Here is a 24,015-nt window from a genome sequence, read left to right on the forward strand (position 1 = left end):
CGTGCAGTCCACATCGAAGTTCCTGCAAGGGGTCTTCCCGTTCCAGGGCAAGGGGATCGAGTCCCCCTTCCCGATCGACGCCGCACTCGCGTACACCGTCCCGGACGGCGTGGTCACCCAGCCGGTCTACTTCCGCGGTGGCAATACCACCGGCGAGCTGATCTACGTGGTGCTGATCCGCGACGGCACACCGATGCGGTACTTCCCCATCGGCGCGAAGAGCGAGGTGCACGTGGCGCTGCGGGTGGTCGAGGACCTGGACAGCGGCACGGTCATCGAGCTGCACCTGGCCGCGCCGGAGGGCGTCGGTGGCGCCGTCGTGGTCGATCTCGGGCTCGTGGAGGTCTGAATGGAGCGGCTGGTGGTCATCGGCAACGGCATGGCCGGCGCCCGCACCGTCGAGGAAATCCTCGAACGGGGCGGCCGGGAGCAGTTCGCCATCACGATGTTCGGCGAGGAGCCCTACGGCAACTACAACCGCATCCTGCTGTCCAATGTGCTGTCCGGTGTGGAGGACGAGGCCGACATCTTCCTCAACAGCCTGCCCTGGTACGAGGAGAACGGCATCGCGCTCCGGGCCAGCGTACGCGTAGAGCGGATCGACCGGTTCGCCCGCGTGGTGCGCGCCGCGGACGGCTCGACGACCCCGTACGACAAGCTCGTCATCGCAACCGGCAGCCGCCCTTACGTGCCGCCCATCGAAGGGATGCACCATCCCCGGCGCGGCTACCACCAGGGCGTGTTCACGTTCCGCACGATCGACGACACCCGCGCGATGATCCGGTACGCCCGCGACCACGAGCGGGCGGTGGTCATCGGCGGCGGCCTGCTCGGGCTGGAGGCGGCGCGCGGGCTACAGCAGTACGGCGTCCAGGTCACGCTCCTGCACTCGGCGGACACGCTGATGAACGCACAGCTCGACGCGCAGGCCGGCACGATCCTGCGGCGCAGCGTGGAAAGCCTCGGCATCGCCGTCGAGGTCGGGACGCGCACCACCGCGGTCGTGGGCAAGGACCGGGTCGAGGGGGTACGGCTCGCCGACGGCCGCACCGTTCGCTGCGACATGGTCGTCGTGGCCGCCGGCATCCGGCCCAACGTGGAGGTGGCCGCGCTGAGCGGGCTGCCGGTGGAGCGGGCGATCCTGGTCGACGACCACATGCGGGTGCTCGACGAGCCGCACATCTACGCGGTCGGCGAGTGCGTGCAGCACCGCGGCCAGACGTACGGCCTCGTCGCGCCGCTGTGGGAGCAGGCCAAAGTGCTCGCCGACCAGGTCACCGGGCGGGACCGCACCGCGGCGTACCACGGCTCGCGGACCGCCACGAAGCTGAAGGTGGCCGGCGTCGACGTGGCCGCGATGGGCGTCACGACTCCGGAACGGGAGGACGACGAGTTCGTGGTCTTCGCCGAGCCGCGGCGCGGCGTCTACAAGAGCGTCATCATCCGCGACGACCGGCTGGTCGGCGCGACGCTGCTCGGTGACGTAGCCAAGGTGGGCTTCCTCATGCAGGCGTTCGACCGTGGCCTGCCGCTGCCGGAGGAGCGGGTACGGCTGCTCTTCGACCTCGGTGGGCCACCGGCCGAGGAGTCGGCCGCGGAGCTGGACGACGGCGCGCAGGTGTGCAACTGCAACGGCGTCAGCAAGGGTGACCTCGTAACGACCGTCCACAGTGGCGTCAAAACGGTCGGCGGGGTGATGGACGCCACCCGGGCCGGCAAGGGCTGCGGCTCGTGTAGGTCGCTCGTGGCACAGATCGTGGAGTGGGCGGCCGGCGGCGCCGTCGAGGAGGACCCGTCCGCCACCTGGTACGTCCCTGGCGTACCCCTGGACAAGCCGGCGCTGATGGCGGCGATCCGCGCGCGGGGTCTCAAGAGCGTGTCCGCGGTCTTCGACGCGCTGGCCGGCGGCCACGAGGACGCCAAGAGCAAGATGGGCCTGGTCTCGCTGCTACGGATGATGTGGGGCGAGGAGTACCAGGACGAGCGCGGCGCCCGCTTCATCAACGACCGCGTACACGCGAACATCCAGCGCGACGGCACCTTCTCGGTGGTACCTCAGATGAAGGGCGGCGTCACCACCCCCGACCAGCTACGCCGCATAGCCGACGTGGCCGACAAGTACCAGGTGCCGATGGTCAAGCTCACCGGCGGACAGCGCATCGACCTGCTCGGCATCCGCAAAGAGGACCTGCCCAAGGTGTGGGCCGACCTCGACATGCCTTCCGGGTACGCGTACGGCAAGAGCATGCGCACCGTGAAAACCTGCGTCGGCAGCGAGTTCTGCCGCTTCGGCGTGGGCGACTCCACGGCGCTCGGCATCGCCATCGAGTCCCGTTTCCAGGGCCTGGAAAGCCCGGCCAAGATGAAGCTCGCGGTCACCGGCTGCCCGCGCAACTGCGCCGAGGCGTACGTCAAGGACCTCGGCGTGGTCGCGATCGAGGGCGGGCGGTGGGAGATCTACGTCGGTGGGGCGGCCGGCGCCCACGTCCGCAAAGGCGATCTGCTAGCCACTGTGGACAGTCCCGACGATGTCGTTGCCCTCACCGGCCGCTTCCTTCAGTACTACCGCGAGAACGCCAACTGGCTGGAACGCACCTACTCCTTCGTCCCCCGCGTCGGCATCGACCGCCTCCGCGCCCTGATCGTCGACGACAGCGAGGGGCTCGCCGCCGGCCTCGACGAGCGGATGGCCGCGGCGGTGGGCGCTTACAAGGACCCGTGGAAGGAGGGCACCGAGCCGTCCACGCCCGGCCAGTTCCGCACCGCCCTCCCGTTGCTGCCGCTGCCCCGGGTGCCGGTCCGAGACGGGGGCACGCCATGACCGCCCACCTGGTGGAGTACCGGGTCGGGCCCGTCACGGAGCTGCCGGTCGGCGAAGGCCGCGCGTACGCGATCGGCGGCGACATGGTGGCGGTCTTCCGGCTGCGCGACGGCACGCTGCGGGCGGTCTCGGCCGTCTGCCCGCACGCCGGCGGCCCGATCGCCGATGGGCTCGCCGACGCCGAGGTCGTCATCTGCCCGCTGCATCAGCACATCTTCGACCTGGCGACCGGCTGCTCCAAGACCGGCCAACCACCCCTCACCGTGTACCCCGTCCGCGTCGACGACGACGGCGAACTGGTGATCGGCGTCCCCGCCTGAGTGAGCCGACGGTTATCGGGCTGCTTGGCTTTCGCGGCTGCCGCGCCGGACGGGGCTGGTCGCGTGCGGGTCGACGCGTCGTTGAAACCGGCGCAGCCGAGCGGGGGCCCACCAGTTCGCCCGTCCGGCGAGGCGCATGAGGGCGGGCACCAGGATGGCGCGGATGACGGTCGCGTCGACGAGGATCGCGATCGCGACGCCGACGCCGATCATCTGGAGGTACATGACCCTGCCGGTGGCGTAGAGGGAGAACGACATCGCCAGGACCAGGGCCGCGGAGGTGATCAAGGGAGCGCTGCGTTGGAGCCCTTCCAGGACCGCGCGGGTGTTGTCGCCGGTGGCCTCGTACCGCTCCTTGATGCGGGACAGCATGAACACCTCGTAGTCCATGGACAGTCCATATGCGACGCAGAACATCAGGATCGGGAAGGCGGGATCCAGCGTGCCGATCGGCGTGAAGCCGAGCAGCGAGGAGAACGCCCCTTCCTGGAAGACGAACACGAGCGCGCCGAACATGACCGAGAGGCTGAGCAGGTTCAGCACGGTGGCCTTGACCGGGATGAGCAGGCTGCCGGACATCAGAAACAGCAGCACGAATGTGACCGTCAGGATCAGCGTGCCGACCAGCGGCACGCGATCCATCAATGTGGACCGGAAGTCGGTCAGCTCGGCCGGGTACCCGCCGACGAGTGCCCCTTCGAACGGTGATGGTGTGGCGCGGATCCTCTCGACCAGGCCGGCGACGTCGGTGCCGGCGAGCACCTCGCGGGTGGGGATCGCCTCCAGGCGGGTGCCGCCCGCGCTCGTCAGCCGCTCGGGGTTGGGCGCCGGGCGGATCAGCGCGCCGTCGACGAAGACGCCGGCCGCCGAGTTGACCTGGGCGATGCCGTCGATGCGGGACAGCTCACCGGCGTACCCGGCCGCGGCGGCGGGCCGCCCGGTCGCGGCGACGATGTGGATGGCGTCGTTCGCCTCCGTGGCGAAGTTGGCCCGCAGTTGGTCGTACGCCTGCCGGGTGGACGCCGACGGCGGCAACACTCGATCGTCCGGCAGGCCGATCCGTAGCCCGAGCGCGGGTGCGGCCAGCACCGCGACGAAGACCAGCCCGGCCGTGGCGAAGAGCAGTGGCCGGCGCATAACCCGGGCACCGAAGCGGTGCCAGCGCAGCCCGCTGTCCCCGACGGGCGCCGAGCCGCGCCGCACCGCGCGCGGGCCGATGGCGGCGAGCGCGGCGGGCAGCAGGGTGAGTGAGCCGATGACCGCCATCGCGACGACAAGGACGCCGGCGTAGGCGAACGAGCGCAGGAACGAGTACGGGAAGACGAGCAGCGCCGCCAGGGACGCGGCGACGGTGAGCCCGCTGAAGATGACGGTGCGGCCGGCGGTGCGGACCGTCGTCGCGACCGCGTCGGGCACGCGTGCGCCGGCGCCCAGCTCCTCGCGGAACCGCGCGATGACGAACAGGCTGTAGTCGACGCCGAGACCGACCCCCATGACCAGCGTGATGTTGGCGGCGAAGGTCGACACCTCGGTCACGCTGGCCAGCAGCCGGAGCCCGGCCAGGGTGCCGAACACGGCGAACAACCCGATGCCCAAGGTGAGCAGGGCCAGCCGGGCCCGGCGATAGAGCGCGAACAGGAGCAGGAACATCAGCGGGATGATCATCATCTCTGCCCGTAGGAAGTCGGCCGCCGCTTGCTCGCTGATCTGGGCGGACGCGGCTTCCCCGCCGGCGACGCGGACGTCGATCGTGCCGCCGGTGCGCGTGAACGCCGGCAGTAGCCGCTCCCTGATCTCCGCGCGGGCGGTGGTGGCGTCGCCCTCGATGTGCGCCAGCACCAGCGCCTGCCGGCCGTCCGTGCCGCGCAGCATCGGGTCGTCGCCCTCGGACCAGTACGACCACACGTCGCCGACCAGCGGCCGGCTCCGCAGGTCGTCGGCGAGCGCTTGACCGGCGGCGCGGACCGGGGCGCTCTCCACCGTGCCGGTGCGGGCGGTGACCAGCAGGATCAGGTTGGCGTTGCCGGTGTCGAAGTCTCGCAGCAGCTGCTGGGCCTGGACCGACTCGGTGCCGGGCGCCTCCCAGCGGCTGAGCACCATGGCACCCAACGCACCGGCGCCGAAGACTGCGAACACCAGGGTCACGACCAGGCCGGTGGCCAGCGTGAGACGCCGGCGCCTGGCGACGAACGCGCCGAGGCGGTGCAGTCCAGTCATGTGCCGTTCCCCCTGCTAGGCTCAGAACACGAGCGGTCGCCCGCATTTTGACAATACGAGCGACCTCTCGTATTCGTCAAGCCTGTCAGGACCGTGAGGAGGGAGACAGGTGACCGAGACGCGTCCCGTCAAGCGTCAGGCGCGAGGGCGGCAGCGGATCGCCGACATCCTCGACGCGGCGCTGGCCCTTTTCGCCGAGCACGGCTACGAGCGGACCAGCACCAACGCCATCGCCGCCCGCGCCGGCATCTCCCCCGGTTCGCTCTACCAGTTCTTCCCGAACAAGGACGCGATCGCCGAGGCGCTCGCCACCCGCGTGGTGGAGCAGATGCGGGCGGCGCACGCCGCCGCGTTCGACCTCGCCCAGGTCACCGAGCTGACGCTGGACCAGCTCATCGACAAGATCGTCGACCCGCTGATCTCGTTCAACGTGGCCAACCCGGGCGCGAAGGTCCTGCTCGCGAACACCGACATGCCAGCCGACCTGCGAGCGGCGACCCGGCCGCTACACGAGGCGGTGGTCAGCAGAGTGGCGGCCATCCTCCAGGCCCGCATCCCCACGCTGACCGCCGCCGAACAGAGCCTCACCGCCATGGTGGCGGTGCGGATCGTCGCCGCCATGATGCCGCCCATCGTGGCCGCGAAAGGCGCCGAACGCCAAGCGCTGACCGGCGAGCTCAAGAAGGCGCTCCACGGCTACATCGCCCCAATCGACCGAAGCCGTTGACCCGACTGGGTCAACGGCCGAACGCACGTACCGGGCATCGTCACACAGATCGGCGCCCTCCTAGTAACCGCGGGTTACCAGGAGGGCGCCTTGATCAGGGGGCTACGGGACGTAGTACCAGAAGTAGTAGCCGAGGCCGGAGGCGTAGTAGCACCCATCGGTCTCGAAGAACGCGGCCATGAGACCGCGGTCCTGCTCGCACCAGAACGCCGTCAAGTAAAAGTCCGAGTAGCGCCACTCACCTTCCTGAGCGGCCCGCTGTGCGGGCGCCGGCCCGGGCGCCTCTGCCGTGACGGCATGGTCGCCCGCCCGGGTGAGCGTGCCGGAGGCGGCGGCCGGCCCCCCGAATGCCAGGACCGCGGTCAGCCCGACCAGGAGACCGCCGATCACCGCCACAACGTTTCTCGTCGCTCGCATCAAGACCGTTTCCTTCCACCACGTTGTCTTTCGGACCAGGAAAGTATCGGCAAACAGGGGTTTCACATGGCTCTCACAAACCTTTCGCCCCTGCTCACGCGCTCCACCGCCACAGCGGCTGTGAAACGGTGCCATCTTGAGCCTTTTCGGAGTCGAGGTGGCCGAACCGCTAAGTTCCTTTTAGGACAAAGATTTGAGCTACCGCGACGTCCGTCGTGGTCCAGACCGCTGCTCCCGCGGCCTCACCCGTCCGCCGCCGGTCGCCCTCACCCCGTCGGGCCGCCGCGACGGTCACTGTTTGTCTCGCGGACCTGGCAGTGGACGGCCGGGGATCGGCTCGCCCCGCGAGCCGCCGGCCGGGAACGGTCCCCGCGGGAGCGTACGGTCTCCAACTGACACGGACCGGGAAAAATCTGCCGGAGCGCCGCCACGCGCGTAACCCCAACTCCGAAAGCTCTCTACTACCGGGACGCCACGACCATGGAGGCGATGTCAGCCATGCGGGAGATGAAGAGGGCGGTCACGGCGCCAGCGGCGAGGGCGAGCGCGACTCCCGCCGCGTCCGGCGGCGTGCCGGCTCCGCTCACGGCTGTCACCAATCCGAGGCCACACAGCGCGAGCAAGATTAGATTGCGCATCACGTGTGGCAAGCCCAGCGGCGTCGTGGACGCGCCGAAGCAGTGGCACGCCATACGGTTGCCGCGTCTCAACGTGCGCGCGATGCCCGCGGTGAAGATCGACAGCAGCGCCGCGGCGCTCGTCAAGCCAATCGGTGCGGTCGGCGGCGTCGCCACGAGAATCACCGTGGCCGCTTCGGAAACGAGCACAGCGTGCGCCACCAGCCGCGTCCACTTCGCCGGCACGATACCCATCGCGTCCACAGAGGACACCCACTCGGCGGGGCGGCGCGCCTTCGCCGATACCGCGAGAAGGAACACCCCGGCGATCACCGCCTGGCACCACAGCTGCGCGTACATGGTCACGCGGCACCGCCCAACCGTGCCACGACAACGCCGACGACGTTCTCGACCGCGACCGGACCCCACACCCGCGAGTCGGTGCTGCCAGGACTGTCTCCGATCAGTACCACCGTCCCATGTGGAACGGTCGGCACGGCCGTCGCCGGTCGCACCGCCGGCGGCACCTCGTTGCCGGCGACCGCCGCGATCCGCTTGATGACGAGGCTCAGGAAGCCTGGCGGCCGCGCCACCACCACTTGGCCACGCCTTACCCGGCTGGTGCGCCGGACCAGCACCCGGTCGCCCGGCCGGTAGGTGGGCACCATGCTGGTGCCGATGACCGTGACGACGACGAGGGTGCGCCGCGCCAGGAGTGCGCAGCCGCACGCGAGCAGGGCGGGCGCGAGCCACGCCAGCTCCTTCATCGTTCACCTCCGACGGCGATCTGGTATCCGCTGGCCTGGGTCCGGAACAGCGCCGCGTACCGAGCGTCGGCCAGCATCAGCTCGTCGTGGCTGCCTTCTTCGACGATCCGGCCGTTGTCGAGGACGACGATCCGGTCCGCGGTGCGGATGGTGTTCATCCGATGCGAGATCAGCAGGCTGGTCCGCCGTTCCCGCAGATCCTGGAATTTGGCGTGGACGGCGGCCTCCGCCTCCACGTCGAGCCCCGCGGACGGCTCGTCCAGGATCAGCAGGTCGGCGTCGTCGCGCAGGACCGCCCGCGCCAGCGCCACCCGTTGCCATTGCCCGCCGGACAGTGGCACGCCCACCTCCGGCGCCTCCCTCTTGCCGCCGTCCGTGGGCAGATTCACGAACGTGCGGCTCAAGGTCGTGTCGTAGCCCATGGGCAGGCTGGCCAGCGTCTGGTGGACGCCGGCGAAGGCCGCGGCCTCACGTACCCGCGGCTCGTCGCCGAGTGCGTCGAGGTTGCCGACGCCGATGTTGTCCGCGGCGGAGAGGTCGTACGTCATGTAGTCCTGGAAGACCACGGCGATGCGGCGCCGCACCTGCGCGGGGTCCATCTCGCGGATGTCCACGCCGTCCCACGTGATCCGGCCGCGTTGCGGCTCGTAGAGCAGGCACAGCAGCTTGACGAGGGTGGACTTACCGGCGCCGTTGAGCCCGACCAGGGCGGTGGACTGTCCATGTGGGATGGTCAGGCTCAGACCGCGCAGGACCCAGTCGTGGCTGGGGTGATAACGAAACCACACGTCGTGCAGCTCGATCCCTCGCCGCAGCGGCACGGCGGTGACCGCCGCGGCCGGCGGGCGCTGTGCCGGCCGGGCCTCCCGGCCGACCACGTCCACGTAGTGTCCGAACAGGATCAGCGTCTGGTGCACCATGGCGATCTGGCCGACGATGCCGGCAAGGCCGCCCTGCACGCCAGTGAGCGCCGCGATCAGCACGCTGAAGTCTCCGACCGAGCCGCCGGCGGCGATCTGGGCCGCCCCGACGAGCAGCGCGACGGCGGACACCCCCGCGGTCAGCGTGGCGAAGAGCGTGTCCACGCGCACGGTCCGGCGGTCGACTCGCCGCTCGCCGGCTTGCGCGCCGCGTAGCTCGGTCAGCATCCGGCCACGCAGGAAGTCACCGAGCCCGAACAGCCGGATCTCCTTGGCCGCTCGCAGGTCCAGCAGCAGTCCATAGTAGAACGCCTGCCGCCGCAAGCGCGGGCTGGTCGTCAGCATCATGCTGCTGCGGTCGCGGGCCAGCGAGAGCTGCGCGTACAGGCTTGGCGCGGCGGACGCGGCGACAAGTGCGACCACGAACGGCGAGATGGCGGCGAGGCTGACCACGAACCCGCCGACCGTCAACGTCACCTGCGCGATGGCGAGCACCGCGTTCGTCAGCTGCTGCGGGCCCACGCTGCTCGCCTGCTGGGCGAGGCGCAGGCGGTCGTGCACCGCCGGGTTCTCCATCTCCGGCAGTCGCAGCTCGCTGACCGCGCGAAACAACCGGTCCTGCGTGTACGCGATGACCCGGCGGCCGATCTCACGGTCGACGTACCGCATGAAGTGACCAACGACGGCGAGCAAGCCGACCACCGCGGCGAGGGCGGCGACGGGCCGGATGCTCTGTCCCCCCGAGGCCGCGAGCGCGTCGAGCACCACCTTGGTGAGCCAAGCCACCGCCACCGGGCCGAGGCCGGCGACGAGGCTGGCCACCAGCCTCAGCACCGCGAAGCCGGGCGCGGCCCGTACGCAGATGCCAACGGCGTGGCCGAACGCCCGCAACGATCCGGTGCCCGCGCCCGGTCCCGTCATGACGGGCTGCCAGCCAGACACTCGGCGAGCGTGAGCCCCTTGCCGCTGACCCGCCGGTCCGGCCCGACGGCGAAGTACGACGGGGTCGCGCGGGCTTCGAAGCTGGTGGCCAGCGCGCCGACGCCGTCCTCGACCACCAGGTGGCCCGCGCCGGCCAGCAGGTCCCGCAGGCCGTCCGCGCCCTCGCCTTCGCGCGTGTTGCCCATCAGCAGGAGTACGGAAAGCACCTGCGTACCCTCGGCGGCGAGCGTCTTGGCCTCGTCGGCGAACCGCGGCGCCTGCGCGCGGCAACCCTCGCAGCTCGTCGAGTAGAAGGCCACCACCGTTCGCCGGCCGGCCAGCGCGTCCGTCGTCAACAGGTCGCCGTCGACCGCCGCCGCCTCGAAGGCCGGCACCTCGGCGCCGACCGGAAGGCCGCCGAGATCGGGTGGCTGCTGGCGGCTTTCCTCGACACGGCCCAGCCGCCGAACCATGGCAGCGGTCACCGACATGTTGAGCAACACCAGAGCGGCGAGCAGCACCACCGCGGCGGTCAACAGATACACCATCGCCCCTTTCCGACACTCCGATGAGACGGTGGCGGCCATCCGATACAGGACGGCCGCCACCTGATCGCTGACTAGCAGCAGCCGCGGTAGTTGTAGTCGTAGCTGCCCGGCGCGTCGACGTGGCAGTACGCCCCGTCGACGTTGTTGTGGCACTGGTACCAGGTGGTGCAGGTCGCGCCGGCGTAACACTCCTGGTACACCGCGCGGCACTGGTTGGCCCAGACGGTGCAGGCCGACGCGGTCGCCCGCGGCAGCACGGCACCGAGCAGGCGATCGCCCAGCCGGTTCAACAGAGCGGTCATGTGAACTCCTTTCGGATCGGGACCGCTAGCAGCAGCCGCCGTAGCTGTAGTCGTAGCTGCCCGGCGGATCGACGTAGCAGAACGCCCCGTCCTGGCTGTTGTGGCACTGCCACCACGCGGTGCACGCCGTGCCGCCGTAACACTCCTGCTTCACCAGGTAGCACCGTTCTCGCTCGACGAAGCACGCCGACGCGGTGGCCCGCGGCAGTACCGCACCGAGCAGGCGGTCGCCCAGCCGGTTTAGCAGAGCGGTCATGGGTTACTCCCTTCCAATCGGGTGCCCATAGTGAACCGCCCGCGACGCCTCACAAACCTTTCAAACGCGTGTCGCCGAGCGCCGTCCGAGTAAGATGGCCGTCGATCTGCTGAGGATCGATGCGGGTCGGGCGGAGCCGTTTGGGGGACCGGAGACGATGCCTGATCGAAACGCGCTGGCGGTCGGGGTGCTCGGACCGCTGGACGTCCGGGTGGCCGGGCGCGCGGTAGCCGTGACCGCGCCAATGCTGCGAGGTCTGCTGGCGGGTTTGGCGCTGCACCCGGGCACCGCCGTGCCGGCGGACCAGTTGGCCGCGGTGCTGTGGGGCGACGACCCGCCCGCCGATGAGCGGCGCAGCCTGCGCACCTACGTCAACCGGCTGCGCGGCCTGCTGGGCGCCGACCTCATCACGACGGTGCGGGCGGGTTACCAGCTGGAGGCCGAGCCGGACCAGGTCGACGCGGTGCGGTTCGTCCGCCTGCTGGACGCGGCGGCGCAGGCGACGGACCGCGCCGCCGAGCGCGCGCTGGTGGGCACCGCGGTCGCTCTGTGGCGCGGAACACCGTTCGAAGACGTGCACTCGGCCTGGCTGGACGAGTCGGAGACGCCAGGACTTGTCGAGCGGTACCTGAGCGGGGTGGAGCGGTTGGCCGACCTCGACGTCGCGGACGGTCGGGCCGACGAAACCGTGGCTCAGCTGCGGGCGCTGGCCGAGCGGCACCCGTTGCGCGAATCGTTGTGGCTGCGGCTGATCGTGGCGCTGGCCAGGTGCGGTCGGCGGGCCGAGGCGCTGAGCCGGTACGAGATCATCCGGCTGCACCTGGCCGAGGAGCTGGGCGTGGATCCGGGTCAGGAGCTACAGGCCGTCCACCTGGAGATGCTCACCCACCGGTCGCCCATCCGGCCACGGGCGACGATTCCCCGGCAGCTTCCCGCGGACATCGACGCGTTCACCGGCCGCGAGCCCGCGATGGTGGCCCTCGACAAGCTGGTACCCGATCAGCCGGTGGTGGGCCGCGAGCCGCCGGCGATCGCCGTGATCACGGGCACCGCCGGAGTCGGCAAGACCACGCTGGCCGTCCACTGGGCGCATCGGATGGCTGACCGGTTCCCCGACGGCCAGTTGTACGCGAACCTGCGCGGCTTCCACCAGTCGGGGCCGGTCCGGTCCCCCGCCGAGGTGATCCGCGGATTCCTCGACGCGCTGGGCGTGCCGGCGTCCGCGGTACCCGATGGCGTGGAAGACCAGGCCGCGCTGTACCGCGGCCTGCTGGCCGAGCGGCGGATGCTGGTCGTGCTCGACAACGCCCGCGACGCCGAGCAGGTACGCCAGTTGCTGCCCGGCGCGGGCGCGTCGATGGCGGTGGTGACCAGCCGCGACCAGCTATCCGGGCTGGTCGCGGCCGCCGGCGCGTACCCCGTGGCGCTCCACCTGCTCGGCGTGGACGAGGCACGCGCGCTGTTGACGCGCCGCCTGGGCGCGGACCGGGCGGCGGCCGAGCCCGGCGCGGTGGCGGCGATGGTCGCGCACTGCGATGGTCTGCCGCTGGCCCTGGCGATCGTGGCCGCTCGGGCGGCCGACCACCCGACCTTTCCGCTGGCCACGCTCGCCGACCAGCTGCGCCTGGCCCGCGACGACCTGGACGCGTTCGCGGGTGGCGACCCGGCCACCGACGTGCGCGCCGTGTTCTCCTGGTCCTACCGCACGCTCGGCGCCGGCGCGGCGCGGCTGTTCCGGTTACTCGGCGAGTACCCGGGCCAGGACCTCGGTGCGCCCGCCGCGGCCAGCCTGGCCGGCCTGCCGGTCCGGCGGGCGCGGGCGCTGCTGGCGGAACTGACCCGCGCGCATCTTGTCACCGAGCACGCGCCCGGCCGCTACACGCTGCACGACCTGCTCCGCGTGTACGCGGCCGAGCTGCTCCACACCGTCGACGCCGCCGACCAGCGGCGGGAGGCCACCCGGCGGCTGCTCGACCACTATGTACAGACCGGCAACACGGCCGCATTGCTGATCTACCCACGTGACCCGATCACGCCGGCGCCGCCCCTGCCCGGAGTCCATCCGGAGGCGCTCGCCGACCACGCGCAGGCCATGGCGTGGTTCACCGCCGAGCACCAGGTGATGGTGGCCGCGGTGGATCTCGCCGCCGGCGCCGGCTTCGACACCCACGCCTGGCAGCTGGCCTGGACGCTCTACAGCTTCTTCGACTGGCAAGGGCGCTGGCACGACCAGACCGCCACCCAGCGGACGGCGCTGGAGGCCACATCGAGGCTGGGCGACCGGGCGGCCAAGGCCCGGATCCAGGTCAACCTGGCGCAGGTGAACATGCGGCTGCGGCGTTACGACGAGGCCCACCTCCACCTGAACGAGGCACTCGACCTGTACACCCAACTCGGCGACAAGACCGGGCAGGCCCGTACCCACCTCAACCTCGGACAGCTGTTCAGCCGGCAGGACGATCACCGGTCGGCGCTCGAGCACAGCCTGCTCGCCCTCGACCTGCACCGGGCCACCGACCACCGCTCGGGGCAGGCCGACGCCCTCAACGAGGTCGGCTGGTGCTACGCCATGCTGGGCGAGTACCGGCGCACCATCGAGTTCTGCGATCAGGCCCTGGCGGTGCACCGCACGCTGGACCACCGCCACGGCCAGGCCACCACATGGGACAGTCTCGCGTACGCACACCATCACCTCGGGGCGCTCCAGCACGCCGTCGCCTGCTATGACGAGGCGGTGCGGCTGTACCGCGACCTCGGCGACCGCTACCGCGAGGCCGAGACCCTGGCCCGCCTCGGCGACACCCACCACGCCGCCGACGACGCCCGCGCCGCGCGGTCGGCCTGGCAGCGGGCGTTGGAGATCCTCGACGAGCTCGGCCACCCAGACGCCGACCAGGTACGCGCCAGGCTGCGGTGATCCCCGGGACGTGACGTCTACAGTGGACTTACTTCGTCGCCTGTTCGAGGACCTCGGTCACGGTGGCGGCCAGGAGGTCCCGTTTGTACTCTGTCTGCGGCAGTCCGGTCGCGCCGTCGGCCGCGCGGGCGCCCGCCTGGCCCAGCAGGTCGGGTGTGACCGTCGCCCCGGTGATCAGCGCCTCCACCGCCGGCAGGCGCAGCGGGATCGGCGCCACCGCGCCGACCGCGACCGCGACGAACGCGATCCGGTCACCGTCCAGCACGACGCGCTCAGCTCGCGGCGGTCGGTGGTGACGATGGCGTCGTCCGTGAGCAGCGGTCGGGGGGTCTGCTCCGACGGTGTGGTCTCAGCGGTCGGCGGCGGTGGGTCGGTGACCCAGCAGCGCGGTGAGCTCGCGAAGGGTATGGCTGTCATGGTCGTCGCGTAGGGGGCAGGTTGTGTCGGTGCCGCGAAGCCGATCGGTCGCACGTCGGGCGGTGATCGTCGCGATCCAGGCGCGGCTATCGATGCCTGCCTCGTCGACATGGTGTCTGGCCATGTGCCACACCTCGACGAACGTCGACCGCGTCACGGCTCGGGCGTCGCGCGGACGCGGCAACGCCCGGATGGCGTCGCGCCAGACCCGCCGAGCGAGAAGGGCGTAGAGGCGTCGAAACGCCACCTGGTCCCCGGAAGCGATCCGATCGACAAGCCCGTGTAGACGGTCGCCGGCCTCCGGTGTGGTGATGGCATGTGTCGGTGTTACAGCCTTGAGCATGTCCGCTCCCCGGGTGCGTCTGGATGGGTGTAGACGCGCCGCCGGGGACCGGGGCGGCAACCAACCGGCGGACAATTGACCAGCAAGGGTGCCTACCGACGTATCGTCCGCAGTTCACGAATGACGGTACGCGGACGCGGGCAGGCGTTAGGCCTTTCGGCGATAAGTACCTCTGTCGTGAGCAACAGCGCGGCTGCTCGACGCCCCGACCCCCTCAGCAGGCGTAGAGTTCGGATTGTCGCTCGTGTCCCCGGTGGCGTGACAGTCCGCCATTAGCGGACGCATCGAGCGGGCTGAGATTCTGGTGACCGGGCCACCAGCAGGAAGTGGTCTGCTATGCCTGATGTGAAGCCCATCCCCGACAATTACTCCCAGGTCGTGCCTTACCTATGCGTCGACGGCGCCAGCGCGGCGATCGATTTCTACCGCACCGTGTTTGGAGCGACCGAGCGCAGTCATCGATCAGTTCTACGGTGATCGCACCGGCCAGTTCGAGGATCCGTTCGGGCACCGGTGGAGTGTCGCGACCCGCATCGAGGATCTTTCTCCGCAGGAAATGGCCGAACGCGCCAGCGCCGCGACAAGCGCCTAAACGCCGCCTGGGCTCGACCGATGCGCTAATTCAGAATCCGGTACCGCAGGTGAGTGGCGTGGCGGGACTCGATCACCTCGGCCCGCTCCAGTTGGATCGGGCCGCCGAGGTGCTCGAACAGCTGGGTACCACTGCTAAGGATCACCGGGGCGACGTGCAGGAACAGCTCGTCGACCAGCCCGGCCGCGAGCGCCTGCTGGATGATGCTGGCGCCGCCCATGATGTGCACCACCTTGTCCCCAGCGGCCACCCTCGCCTGCTCGATGGCGTGCCTGATGCCCTCGGTGACAAACGTGAACGTCGTCTCGCCCTTCACGACCACGTCGTGCGGGCGGTGGGTGACCACGAACACCGGCATCCGGTAGAACCCGTCCTCCGCGGCCCAGCCTCCGGTCTCGTCGTACACCTTCCGGCTGGTAATGATCGACCCGGCGATCTGGCGCTCCTCGCCGAAGGCGAAGTCCATAGCCCGGCTCTCCTCAACCCAGGCCTGTATGACCTCGCCGCCCTCGCCCAGCCCGGGATACCGGTCGAGGTTCGGGCCGGTGACGTAGCCGTCCAGCGACATCGAAATGTTCGCCTCCACTGTGGCCATGCCAGCTCTCCTTCAGGTCAACGGTCGATGGCCCCTTGCAGGCCGAGCTCGCCGTGGCCGTTGACGGTGTAGACGAAGGCCGTCGATCGCACCTGTGTGGGCCAACCGGACCGTCGTCGCGGGCGTCGCGACGTTCGGGGACGCGGGTTGTGGTGTAGGGGCTTGTGCGCGCCGTGGTCGGGCACCGGCTGTGGTTGTCCGTCAGCGTGTGTTCCGCAGATGGTGGCCAGTTCAGCCGCGCTGGGCCGGTGGCGGGGGTCGCGCGTCAGCGTCCGCCGGACCAGGTCGTTCAGGTGCGGGGGTAGGCCGTGCAGGTCTGGTTGCGCGGACTGGAGGCGCAGGATCCATTCCTGTTCGCTGCGGCTGGCGAATGGGTGGACGCCGGCGGCGAGGTGCGCGAGGAGGCATCCCCAGGCGAAGACGTCGACCGCCGGTGTGGCTGGTGCGGTGCGTAGCTGTTCGGGTGCGGCCCAGCCGCGGCTGCATTGCACGATCCCGTCATCGCCGCACCGCTGGCCGATGTGCCGGGCGATACCGAAGTCGATGATACGGACGTCGTGGTCGCGGACGAGCAGGTTGGATGGCTTCACATCGCAGTGCACGACGCCGCGGGCATGGACCGCGGCGAGCGTTCGGGCCAGCGCCGCGCCGAGGCTCCATAGCAGGCTGGCCGGTGTTGGCTTGCCCACCAATGTGGAGCCGCACCGGTAGCCCGGTAGGTGGGCGGTCACCAGGTACGCGCCGGCCGTCGACGTACCGTGGCCGAACACGGGTGCGGTGCAGTGCGGGTCCACAGTGGACGCTAGCCGGTATTCGCGCTGGCATGCCTCCGCGGCCCCGCTGGCGGGGCGTAGGAGTTTGACCACGACAGGCTCGCCGGCCGGTGCCCAGGCGTAGAACACGTCCGCCATCCCGCCGGACCCCAGACGTGCGATCAACCGGTGGCCGTCGACACTGACCGGGTCGGTGACGCGAAGCGGCCAGCTGCCGGCGGGAGGGCGCTGCCGGGGCAGATCGGTGGTCGGTTCGGCGGGATGGGGTTCGGTCATCGTGATCGAGGGTGGCTCGACGAGAACGGTCATGCTGATCGACGCTCGTTACGGGGACACGCCGCGGGTGAGCCGGCCGGGACGGCGCCTCTGCTGAAAGCGCCGGGAGTCGCTGATCAAATGACCGCGGGGTCCGGGCGGTGGACAGATGCCAGCGCGAACGCCGGCTGGAGCGTCGGCGTGTGAAGCCGACCGTGCGATCAACACTACGCCGCTATGGGCGGGGCGGCACGACTCAGCGTCCGCCGACGCCCCGGTGTCGGCGCGGTCGCGCCTTCGTTCGGTGCCGGATTGGTTTGGTAGCCGGGTGGGTGGACGGATGTTCCCTACGGCCGTCTCGCCTCGGCGCGCGCTTGTCGGCCGCCGGTGTTAGCGTCAACGCGAGCGCGGCCAATTCTTTGCTGGCCCGCCGTCTGGACACACGGACGGGCGAAACGGCAACGGTCGACCCCAAGACCCCGGGCGACGCATCACCGACACGAGCCCACCGCGCAGGATTACGGCACGCGCTGCTGCTGCTCGTCGCCGCCGGGCTGGCCTGCTTCGGCGTCTACTGCCTGTCGGCCGTCCTGGCCGCGCATGGTCCGGCACGCTGTCGATGTTTCATGACCTCGGCTAGGCGCCCGACAACAGGCTCGGAAAGGCCCAGGCGTGACGACGCGATGGAAGATTCTCGTTACCGGCGCCACCGGCAAGGTCGGCTGCCAGCTCGTACAGGGCCGAGCGGACCCGGCAAGCATGCAGGTGCTCGACCACGCCGAAGCGTTCCGATGAGCCGGCCTGACCTGACCAGTCCAGCCGCGGCGTCCACGCACCGGGCCGGGCGTCGCGAGTGGGTCGGACTGGGGCTGCTGGCCCTGCCCGCCGTGCTGGTCTCCATGGACATGACGGTGCTGCATCTGGCCGTACCGAGCCTCAGCGCCGATCTACGGCCAACCAGCACCGAGCTGCTGTGGATCGTGGACATCTACGGCTTCATGATCGCCGGATTCCTGATCACGATGGGCACGCTGGGCGATCGGATCGGGCGCCGCAAGCTGCTGCTGGTCGGCGCGGCCGCGTTCGGCGTCGCTTCCGTGCTCGCGGCGTTCTCCACCACGGCCGGGATGCTGATCGCAGCGCGGATGCTGCTCGGGGTCGCCGGGGCGACGCTCGCACCGTCCACTCTGGCGTTGATCCGCAACATGTTCCTGGATCCGCAGCAGCGTACGGCGGCGATCTCGATGTGGTTCATGAGCTTCCTGGCCGGTGCCGCGGTTGGCCCGCTGGTCGGCGGCGCACTGCTCGAATACTTCTGGTGGGGTTCGGCGTTCCTTATCGGGGTCCCGGTGATGGCGCTGCTGCTCGCGGCCGGACCTTTCCTGCTGCCCGAGTACCGCGACCCGACGGCTGGCCGGCTGGACCTGGCCAGTGCGGCCATGTCGCTGGCCGCGGTCCTTGCCGTGATCTACGGGCTCAAGCAGGTCGCCGCGGACGGCCTCGCGCTGCCGCCCATCCTGGTGATCGCCGCCGGTGTCGCCACCGCAGTGGTCTTCGTACGACGGCAGCGCGCGCTGTCCGACCCACTGCTCGACCTGACGCTCTTCGGCGAGCGCACATTCAGTGTCTCGCTGGGTGTCCTCACCCTCGCCGCGGCCGTAATGGGAGGAGTGGGTTACCTCACCGCCCAGTATCTCCAGCTGGTGCTCGGGCTGTCACCACTGCAAGCGGGTCTGTGGATGCTGCCTCCGTTCGGAGCGGGGATCGTCCTCATGATGGTGGCTCCGCTGCTCGTGCGCCGGGTTCGTCCAGGGCTCGTCATCGGCGCCGGCCTGGCCCTGGCCGCGGCCGGCTTCGTGGTCGTGAGCCAGGTCGGTGACAACGCCGGCCTCCCGTTCGTCGTCACCGGGACGGCGATGGTCTTCGCCGGTTTGATGCCAGTGGCCGCGTTGGGTATGGACGTCGTCATCAACGCCGTCGCGCCGCGGCGGACCGGAGCCGCCTCGGCCATCTCCGAAACCACCCAGGAACTCGGCTTCGCACTCGGCATCGCGCTACTGGGAAGCCTCGGCACAGCCGTCTACCGCCGCCGGATGACCGACGCGCTCCCACCGGACAGCCCCGCTCAGGCAGCCGACGCCGCCCGGGACACCCTCGGCGGTGCCACCGGCGTAGCCGACCAGCTTCCGGCAGGACTGCTCGTCACCGCCGGGCAGGCGTACACCGACGGACTCCAGGCAGCCGCCGCGGCCAGCGCGGTCGCGTTGGCGGCTGCCGCCGTCGTAGCCGCGACCCTTCTCCGGCGGACACCAACGAGATCCCGTCAGGAGCCGCTGACCGCGACTCCTGACGGCGACGCAAGCCACGGCCCCACCTCCACGGGCGCAGATCCGCACGGCTCGCGCAGTGGACCGGCGTAATTGCGCCGTGAGCGGGCGGGGAGTGGGCCCAGGCCGGGGAGGCAGCTAACCCACGACGCCCGGTGACCGCCTGTCACCCGGCCTACCTCAGGCAGGCATTGCGGTCCGCAGCTGGGCGAGGGTTCGTTTCAGTAGGCGCGAGACGTGCATTTGGGAGAGGCCGATCTCGTCGGCGATCTGGGTTTGGGTCATGTGGTCGTAGAACCGCATGACCAGGATGCGCTGTTGCCGGGCCGGTAGCGCCGCGACGAGCGGTCGCAGTGTGAGGTAGTCGTCCACGTGGGCGTAGCCGGGGTCGGTGCCGCCGATCAGGTCGATGCGGTCGGCGTCGATTCCCTTCGCGGGTGGCGCGTTCAGGGACGTCAGGCGGTAGACGTGCCAGGCGCCGACAGCGGCCCGCAGCTGATCGACGCTCACGTCCAGGTGGTCGGCGAGTTCGGTGGGGGTTGGCGTGCGGCGGTGCTCGTGACTGAGTCGGCCGGTGGCGGCGGGCACGTCTTGCGCCAGTTCCTGGATGGGACGTGGCACCCGGATGGCCCAGGCGGTGTCGCGGAAGTGGCGTTTGAGGGCGCCGAGGATGGTGGGGACGGCGTAGGCGGCGAACGGGACGTCCCGGCCGGGGTCGTAGCTGTCCACGGATTTGATCAGGGCGAGGGCGGCGACCTGGGCCAGGTCGTCGACGAGTTCACCGCGTCCGGCATAGCGGCGGGCCAGCCGGTTGGCCAGCGGCAGATTCTGCTCGATGGCTCGGGCGCGGAGTCTGCCACGTCCGGGATGCCCGGCCGGCAGACAGTCACGCTGGTGCAGCAACCGTTCGGTGCTCACCTGCGCATCGTCCGGTTCGCCGCGGCGACCGGAGGCGGTGGTGGTGCGCTGGCCGGGATGGCGGGTGGCCGGCGTCGCTGGTTCGAGGATGGCGGCAGCCGGGATGGTCAGGGCTGGTTCGGCAAGGGTGGTCATGGTGGTCAACGCCCTATGGGTCACGCCGCGGGTGTGCCGGCAGGGCCGGCGTCTCTGCTGAAGCGCCGGTAGTCGCTGGTCGTTGACCGCGGGGTCCAGGCGGTGAGAAGACTGCCAGCACGAAGGCTGACTGCGCGTCGACGGATGAAACGCCGATCCTGCGGTTCAGCGTACGCCGTTGTGGCGGTGACACCAGCGCCTGGCGGGCCGGACATTCGCCAGCGTCAAAGGCAGGGGTCGCGACCGACACGCGGCACCCGAGCGGACGGCGGGTGCCGGGCGTAGGCTGGCGGTGACAAGCCGCCCAAGGGGAGCCAGTCGCGTTCGACCCGGTCCTTGTCCTACGTCACCTGCTCGTCGCGGCCCCTCACGAACCGTTCTGGTATCGGAGGCGCCCTCATGGAACCACCTTCGGTTGGCGCGGTGTCCGGTTCGGGTGGCGCGATGAACACCGATCGCAGGCTGCGGCTGTGGACCCAAGTCGTCGGACACGCCCAGGATGCGCCGGTCGGGGTCGAGCACGTGTGCGCCGCGGTGACGTTGGCTACCGGCGTGGACGGCGCCGCGGTCACCGCGGTACTCGGCTCGGGTCTACGCGAAACGGTGTACGCCAGCGATCAGGTCGCCTCGGAGCTCGAGGAGCTGACCGTGACCCTTGGTGAGGGTCCGGGTGTGGACGCGTCCGCCGACGGTCCGGCGCTCGCCGCCGACCTGACGAGCTTCGAATGCCTGGCGCGCTGGCCGGCGTTCGCACCGGCCGCGGGGAACGCCGGAGCAGCCGCGATGTTCGCGTTCCCGTTGCGGGTCGGTGCGATCCGGATCGGTGTCATGGACCTCTACCGCGCCCAGCCCGGCGGCCTGGACGGCGAACGGCTCGCCGACGCGCTGCTACTGGCCGACACCGCCTGCGCGCTGCTACTCGACGCGGCGCAGCCGGACCGCCCCCACCTCAACGGGCGCCGGCCCGAGCCGGCCGGCCTTGCCCATCCCGAGGTCCATCAGGCCACCGGCATGATCATCGTGCAGCTGGGGGTGACCGCGGCAGTGGCCCTGATCCGGCTGCGTGCCTACGCGTACGCTCACGATCGGCGGCTGCGCGATGTCGCCGGTGATGTCGTGGCCCGACGCCTACGATTCGATCCGGACGGGGACTTCGGTGCCTGTTGAGGTCCCGGGTCAGACCGGCCAGATCGCATTCCGCGGGTCACGGCTTCCGCCCAATCGGACGTCAGGTCTACCGTATGACGAGGGTGAGTGAGATGGCCGAGATCCAGCTAGCCGACGTGTTCGTGGAGATGGCCGACACTCTCGTCGACGATTTCGACGTGATCGACTTCCTGCACGGGTTGACCGAGCGGTGCGTCCAACTCCTGGGCGTGGCGGCGGCCGGGCTGCTGCTGACCGACCAGCGGGACACGTTGCAGGTGGTAGCCGCCTCCTCCGAACGCACCCGGCTGCTCGAGCTGTTTCAGCTGCAAACCGACCAGGGCCCGTGTGTGGACTGCTTCCGCACCGGCCAACCCGTGTCGGTCGCTGACCTGCCCGCGGCCGGCCGGTGGCCGGCCTTCACCGCAGCCGCCGCAGAGGTCGGCTTCGCCGCGGTCCACGCGGTGCCGATGCGCCTACGTGCCGAGGTGATCGGCGCGCTGAACCTGTTCGACACCGCCCCGGGTCCATTGGATGAAGGCAAGCTGCGCATCGGCCAAGCCTTGGCCGACGTGGCCACCATCGGACTACTGCAACAGCGCGCTATCCACCGCCGCGACATCCTGACCGAACAGCTGGAGACCGCGCTGCGCAGCCGGGTCCTGATCGAGCAGGCCAAAGGCGTGCTGGCCGAACGCCTTCACCTGGACATGGCCGAAGCCTTCGTTCTGCTGCGCGGCAACGCCCGCAGCCGCAACCGGCGCCTGTCCGATCTCGCCCAGGCCGTCGTCGACGGCACCGAACACATCCCACCCGCGACAGCCGCCAGTCCGCCTCGCTGACCCTGACGGCCAGGCCGGCGTCGCCAGGCCCACCCACGTCCGCGCGGAGACCACCGCCGTGCCTCCCAGCGGCCCGCAGTCGTTCTGACCGGCGAAGGCCACGAGGCTGCCGCCGCCGCGCCCGGCGGGTCAGCCGAGCCGGGTGATCTCGACGGTGACGCCGAAGAGCTCCGCTTTCTGCCCGGAGTAGACGCCGGACAGTGGCCGCACGTCGGCGTAGTCGCGGCCACGGGCCAGCAGCACGTGTCGGCTGGCCACCTCGGCGAGGCTGGTCGGGTCGACCGGGATCCAGCCGCCGGCCCAGAACTCCACCCACGCGTGGCTCTGGCCGGCGGTCGCCTCCCCGACTTCGGCCTCCACGGTCGGGTGCAGGTAGCCGGAGACGTAACGCGCGGGCAGGCCGACCGCGCGGAGCAGGGCCAGCGTGATGTGGGCGAAGTCCTGGCAAACGCCCTTGCCGGCGGCCCGGGCCTCGGCCGATGAGGTGTGCACGTGTGTCGCGCCCGGCTCGTACCGCAGCGTCTCGTGAGTCCACGCGGCGGCGCGTAGCCCGGCCTGCATCGGCGTCGAGCCGGTGCGCAGGGACTGCCCGAGCTCGGCGATCTCCGGCTCCGCCTGAACATAGCGCGACGGGGCGAGCAGCTCGCCAAAGCGTTCCCGGATCGCGCGGGAGGCCAGGTCGGTCCAGTCGACGCCGACCGGCGCGGGGCGCGGCCGGGCGGTCTCGACCGTCGAGGTCGCCAGCACGACGAGCTCGGTGTGTGGGATGTGGATGTCGAACGCGTCCACCGTGGTGCCCCAGTAGTCGACGTAGCGCAGCGGCCTCGCGGTAGGCGTGATCTCCAGGGCGGCGTGCAGGGTGCGCTGTCCATCGACGCTCGGCGGGGTGAGCCTCGCCTCGTTGTACGAGGCCCGCACCGGTCCGCCGTACCGGTAGCCGGTGCGGTGTCGGATCGCGATCCGCCAGGTCATGTGGCGGGCTCCTCGATGCGCCAGTGCAGCGGTGCGGACCCGGTGAACAGCCGCCGGGTGACGTCTTCGCTGACCGTGGATACGGTTCGCTGTAGTTCGTGCAGCCGCTCCACGAGGTCGTCGAGCAGTGTGGCGGCGGACAGAAACTCCAGGTCGGTGCGGGCTCGGCCGATGGCTCGGCGGGCAGGCTCGTCCAGCGCGGACCGCCCGGACGCCGGGTCGAGTCGGGTCAGCGCTTCCTCTCCGGCGCACAGCGCGTGGAAGACCGACCGGGGGAAGAGCCGGTCCACCAGGAGGAACTCGAGCACCCGGCGGGCGTCGACACCCTGGTGGTACGTGCGCAGGTAGGCGTCGTGGGCCGAGCACGCCCGCAGGGTGGATGTCCAGCCTTCGTCGCCGACGCCGGCGCCGATCCGGGACGCGAGCAGCCGCGCGGTCATGTCGACGCGCTCCAGGCTGCGGCCGAGCACGAGCACGTCGTAGCCGGCGTCCCGGCTCATGCTGGCCTCGACGTGGCCGGCGAAGGTCGCGGCGCACTCGCGGACGTAGGAGAAGAAGGGCGCGGGGCCGAAGTCCCGGGCGGCGGCCACCCGGGCCGGGAGCGCGTTGTGGGTCGAGTTCAGGCATTGCCAGATCTCGGCCGAGAGCGCCTCCCGCGCGCCGCGGGCGTTTTGCCGGGCGGCGACCAGCGCGCCGGCGATCGAGTTGGGGGCGTCGTCGTAGCCCAGCAGCTCCAGTACGGCTTGGCTGTCCTGGTGCCGCCCGGCGACCTCGTCCGGCACACCCATGACGGTCAACAGGACGGCGCAGGCGGCCGCCTCGTCCACCGTCGGGTCCTCGAGGACCTCGTGGAAATGCACGTCGAGAAGCCGGGCCGTGTCCTCGGCCCGTTCGATGTACCGGCCGATCCAGAACAGCGATTCGGCTACGCGGCTCAGCACCCGGGTCCC

At 70.6% G+C, this 24,015-nt stretch carries 25 protein-coding genes; 10 read left to right on the forward strand and 15 right to left on the reverse strand.

From position 1 onward, the window contains the following. Position 1: 1 nt before the first annotated feature. Genes ACTMTJ_RS08100 through ACTMTJ_RS08110 form a run of 3 tightly spaced genes read left to right on the forward strand, consistent with a single transcriptional unit; the run spans position 2 to position 3,141 of the window. On the forward strand, positions 2 to 349 hold the full coding sequence (locus ACTMTJ_RS08100) for a molybdopterin oxidoreductase (RefSeq protein WP_441215507.1): 348 nt from the start codon (positions 2 to 4) through the stop codon (positions 347 to 349). After that, on the forward strand, positions 350 to 2,821 hold the full coding sequence (gene nirB, locus ACTMTJ_RS08105) for a nitrite reductase large subunit NirB (RefSeq protein WP_441215508.1): 2,472 nt from the start codon (positions 350 to 352) through the stop codon (positions 2,819 to 2,821). After that, complete coding sequence (locus ACTMTJ_RS08110) at positions 2,818 to 3,141, forward strand: Rieske (2Fe-2S) protein (RefSeq protein WP_441215509.1); 324 nt, start codon at positions 2,818 to 2,820, stop codon at positions 3,139 to 3,141. Before nirB ends, ACTMTJ_RS08110 begins: the two co-directional genes overlap by 4 nt. Before the next feature lie 12 nt (positions 3,142 to 3,153). On the opposite strand, the gene ACTMTJ_RS08115 is transcribed toward ACTMTJ_RS08110, so the two are convergent. Then, positions 3,154 to 5,358: an MMPL family transporter gene (locus ACTMTJ_RS08115; protein WP_441215510.1), complete on the reverse strand. Its 2,205-nt coding sequence runs from the start codon at positions 5,356 to 5,358 to the stop codon at positions 3,154 to 3,156. 109 nt (positions 5,359 to 5,467) lie between these two features. Here ACTMTJ_RS08115 and ACTMTJ_RS08120 point away from each other — a divergent pair, with 109 nt between their 5' ends. Then, on the forward strand, positions 5,468 to 6,085 hold the full coding sequence (locus tag ACTMTJ_RS08120) for a TetR/AcrR family transcriptional regulator (RefSeq protein ID WP_441215511.1): 618 nt from the start codon (positions 5,468 to 5,470) through the stop codon (positions 6,083 to 6,085). Positions 6,086 to 6,187: 102 nt separating this feature from the next. Here the strand turns inward: ACTMTJ_RS08120 and ACTMTJ_RS08125 are convergent, their stop codons facing one another. The 7 genes from ACTMTJ_RS08125 to ACTMTJ_RS08155 form a co-directional block, all read right to left on the reverse strand. Continuing rightward, positions 6,188 to 6,502 (reverse strand): hypothetical protein, encoded by a 315-nt coding sequence (locus ACTMTJ_RS08125; protein WP_441215512.1) that lies wholly within the window; start codon positions 6,500 to 6,502, stop codon positions 6,188 to 6,190. A 461-nt stretch (positions 6,503 to 6,963) separates the two neighbouring features. Next, positions 6,964 to 7,479: a MauE/DoxX family redox-associated membrane protein gene (locus ACTMTJ_RS08130; RefSeq protein ID WP_441215854.1), complete on the reverse strand. Its 516-nt coding sequence runs from the start codon at positions 7,477 to 7,479 to the stop codon at positions 6,964 to 6,966. 2 nt (positions 7,480 to 7,481) lie between these two features. Continuing rightward, a complete protein-coding gene (locus ACTMTJ_RS08135; protein WP_441215513.1) occupies positions 7,482 to 7,886 on the reverse strand; it encodes a S24/S26 family peptidase in 405 nt (134 codons plus the stop codon). Beyond that, on the reverse strand, positions 7,883 to 9,727 hold the full coding sequence (locus tag ACTMTJ_RS08140; protein WP_441215514.1) for an ABC transporter ATP-binding protein: 1,845 nt from the start codon (positions 9,725 to 9,727) through the stop codon (positions 7,883 to 7,885). Before ACTMTJ_RS08140 ends, ACTMTJ_RS08135 begins: the two co-directional genes overlap by 4 nt. Then, complete coding sequence (locus ACTMTJ_RS08145) at positions 9,724 to 10,275, reverse strand: peroxiredoxin family protein (protein WP_441215515.1); 552 nt, start codon at positions 10,273 to 10,275, stop codon at positions 9,724 to 9,726. The genes ACTMTJ_RS08140 and ACTMTJ_RS08145 overlap by 4 nt, the downstream gene beginning before the upstream one ends. Positions 10,276 to 10,346: 71 nt before the next feature. Further along, entirely contained in the window at positions 10,347 to 10,577 is a 231-nt protein-coding gene (locus tag ACTMTJ_RS08150; protein ID WP_441215516.1) for a hypothetical protein, read from the reverse strand. 25 nt (positions 10,578 to 10,602) lie between these two features. Continuing rightward, complete coding sequence (locus ACTMTJ_RS08155) at positions 10,603 to 10,833, reverse strand: hypothetical protein (protein WP_441215517.1); 231 nt, start codon at positions 10,831 to 10,833, stop codon at positions 10,603 to 10,605. A 157-nt stretch (positions 10,834 to 10,990) separates the two neighbouring features. Between ACTMTJ_RS08155 and ACTMTJ_RS08160 the strand changes: the two genes are divergently transcribed. Beyond that, positions 10,991 to 13,750: a BTAD domain-containing putative transcriptional regulator gene (locus ACTMTJ_RS08160; protein ID WP_441215518.1), complete on the forward strand. Its 2,760-nt coding sequence runs from the start codon at positions 10,991 to 10,993 to the stop codon at positions 13,748 to 13,750. 28 nt (positions 13,751 to 13,778) lie between these two features. Here ACTMTJ_RS08160 and ACTMTJ_RS08165 read toward each other — a convergent pair whose 3' ends face one another. Then, entirely contained in the window at positions 13,779 to 14,015 is a 237-nt protein-coding gene (locus tag ACTMTJ_RS08165; protein WP_441215519.1) for a hypothetical protein, read from the reverse strand. A gap of 84 nt (positions 14,016 to 14,099) precedes the next feature. Continuing rightward, positions 14,100 to 14,414, reverse strand: a complete 315-nt coding sequence (locus ACTMTJ_RS08170; protein ID WP_441215520.1) for a hypothetical protein — start codon at positions 14,412 to 14,414, stop codon at positions 14,100 to 14,102. A gap of 532 nt (positions 14,415 to 14,946) precedes the next feature. On the opposite strand from ACTMTJ_RS08170, the gene ACTMTJ_RS08175 reads away from it, so the two are divergent. Further along, positions 14,947 to 15,102: a hypothetical protein gene (locus ACTMTJ_RS08175; protein ID WP_441215521.1), complete on the forward strand. Its 156-nt coding sequence runs from the start codon at positions 14,947 to 14,949 to the stop codon at positions 15,100 to 15,102. A gap of 25 nt (positions 15,103 to 15,127) precedes the next feature. On the opposite strand, the gene ACTMTJ_RS08180 is transcribed toward ACTMTJ_RS08175, so the two are convergent. Beyond that, positions 15,128 to 15,697 carry a dihydrofolate reductase family protein gene (locus ACTMTJ_RS08180; protein ID WP_441215522.1) on the reverse strand — a complete coding sequence of 190 codons (570 nt, stop codon included), beginning with the start codon at positions 15,695 to 15,697 and terminating at the stop codon, positions 15,128 to 15,130. Between the two features lie 17 nt (positions 15,698 to 15,714). Further along, positions 15,715 to 16,779 carry a serine/threonine-protein kinase gene (locus tag ACTMTJ_RS08185; protein ID WP_441215523.1) on the reverse strand — a complete coding sequence of 355 codons (1,065 nt, stop codon included), beginning with the start codon at positions 16,777 to 16,779 and terminating at the stop codon, positions 15,715 to 15,717. 618 nt (positions 16,780 to 17,397) lie between these two features. On the opposite strand from ACTMTJ_RS08185, the gene ACTMTJ_RS08190 reads away from it, so the two are divergent. Together ACTMTJ_RS08190 and ACTMTJ_RS08195 are read left to right on the forward strand one after the other, a co-directional pair. Further along, a complete protein-coding gene (locus ACTMTJ_RS08190) occupies positions 17,398 to 17,520 on the forward strand; it encodes a hypothetical protein (protein ID WP_441215524.1) in 123 nt (40 codons plus the stop codon). Continuing rightward, positions 17,517 to 19,145, forward strand: a complete 1,629-nt coding sequence (locus ACTMTJ_RS08195) for an MFS transporter (protein ID WP_441215525.1) — start codon at positions 17,517 to 17,519, stop codon at positions 19,143 to 19,145. The genes ACTMTJ_RS08190 and ACTMTJ_RS08195 overlap by 4 nt, the downstream gene beginning before the upstream one ends. 87 nt (positions 19,146 to 19,232) lie before the next feature. On the opposite strand, the gene ACTMTJ_RS08200 is transcribed toward ACTMTJ_RS08195, so the two are convergent. Beyond that, positions 19,233 to 20,105 carry a SigB/SigF/SigG family RNA polymerase sigma factor gene (locus ACTMTJ_RS08200; RefSeq protein ID WP_441215855.1) on the reverse strand — a complete coding sequence of 291 codons (873 nt, stop codon included), beginning with the start codon at positions 20,103 to 20,105 and terminating at the stop codon, positions 19,233 to 19,235. 444 nt (positions 20,106 to 20,549) lie between these two features. Here ACTMTJ_RS08200 and ACTMTJ_RS08205 point away from each other — a divergent pair, with 444 nt between their 5' ends. Together ACTMTJ_RS08205 and ACTMTJ_RS08210 are read left to right on the forward strand one after the other, a co-directional pair. Further along, positions 20,550 to 21,272 carry an ANTAR domain-containing protein gene (locus ACTMTJ_RS08205; RefSeq protein WP_441215526.1) on the forward strand — a complete coding sequence of 241 codons (723 nt, stop codon included), beginning with the start codon at positions 20,550 to 20,552 and terminating at the stop codon, positions 21,270 to 21,272. Positions 21,273 to 21,364: 92 nt separating this feature from the next. After that, positions 21,365 to 22,093, forward strand: coding sequence for a GAF and ANTAR domain-containing protein (locus ACTMTJ_RS08210; protein WP_441215856.1), 729 nt, complete (start codon positions 21,365 to 21,367; stop codon positions 22,091 to 22,093). A 129-nt stretch (positions 22,094 to 22,222) separates the two neighbouring features. On the opposite strand, the gene ACTMTJ_RS08215 is transcribed toward ACTMTJ_RS08210, so the two are convergent. Both ACTMTJ_RS08215 and ACTMTJ_RS08220 read right to left on the reverse strand, forming a co-directional pair. Continuing rightward, entirely contained in the window at positions 22,223 to 23,065 is an 843-nt protein-coding gene (locus ACTMTJ_RS08215) for a transglutaminase family protein (protein WP_441215527.1), read from the reverse strand. Continuing rightward, positions 23,062 to 24,006, reverse strand: coding sequence for an alpha-E domain-containing protein (locus ACTMTJ_RS08220; RefSeq protein ID WP_441215528.1), 945 nt, complete (start codon positions 24,004 to 24,006; stop codon positions 23,062 to 23,064). The genes ACTMTJ_RS08215 and ACTMTJ_RS08220 overlap by 4 nt, the downstream gene beginning before the upstream one ends. Positions 24,007 to 24,015: the final 9 nt, after the last annotated feature.

Source organism: Phytohabitans sp. LJ34 (assembly GCF_052068095.1).
GTDB lineage: Bacteria > Actinomycetota > Actinomycetes > Mycobacteriales > Micromonosporaceae > Phytohabitans.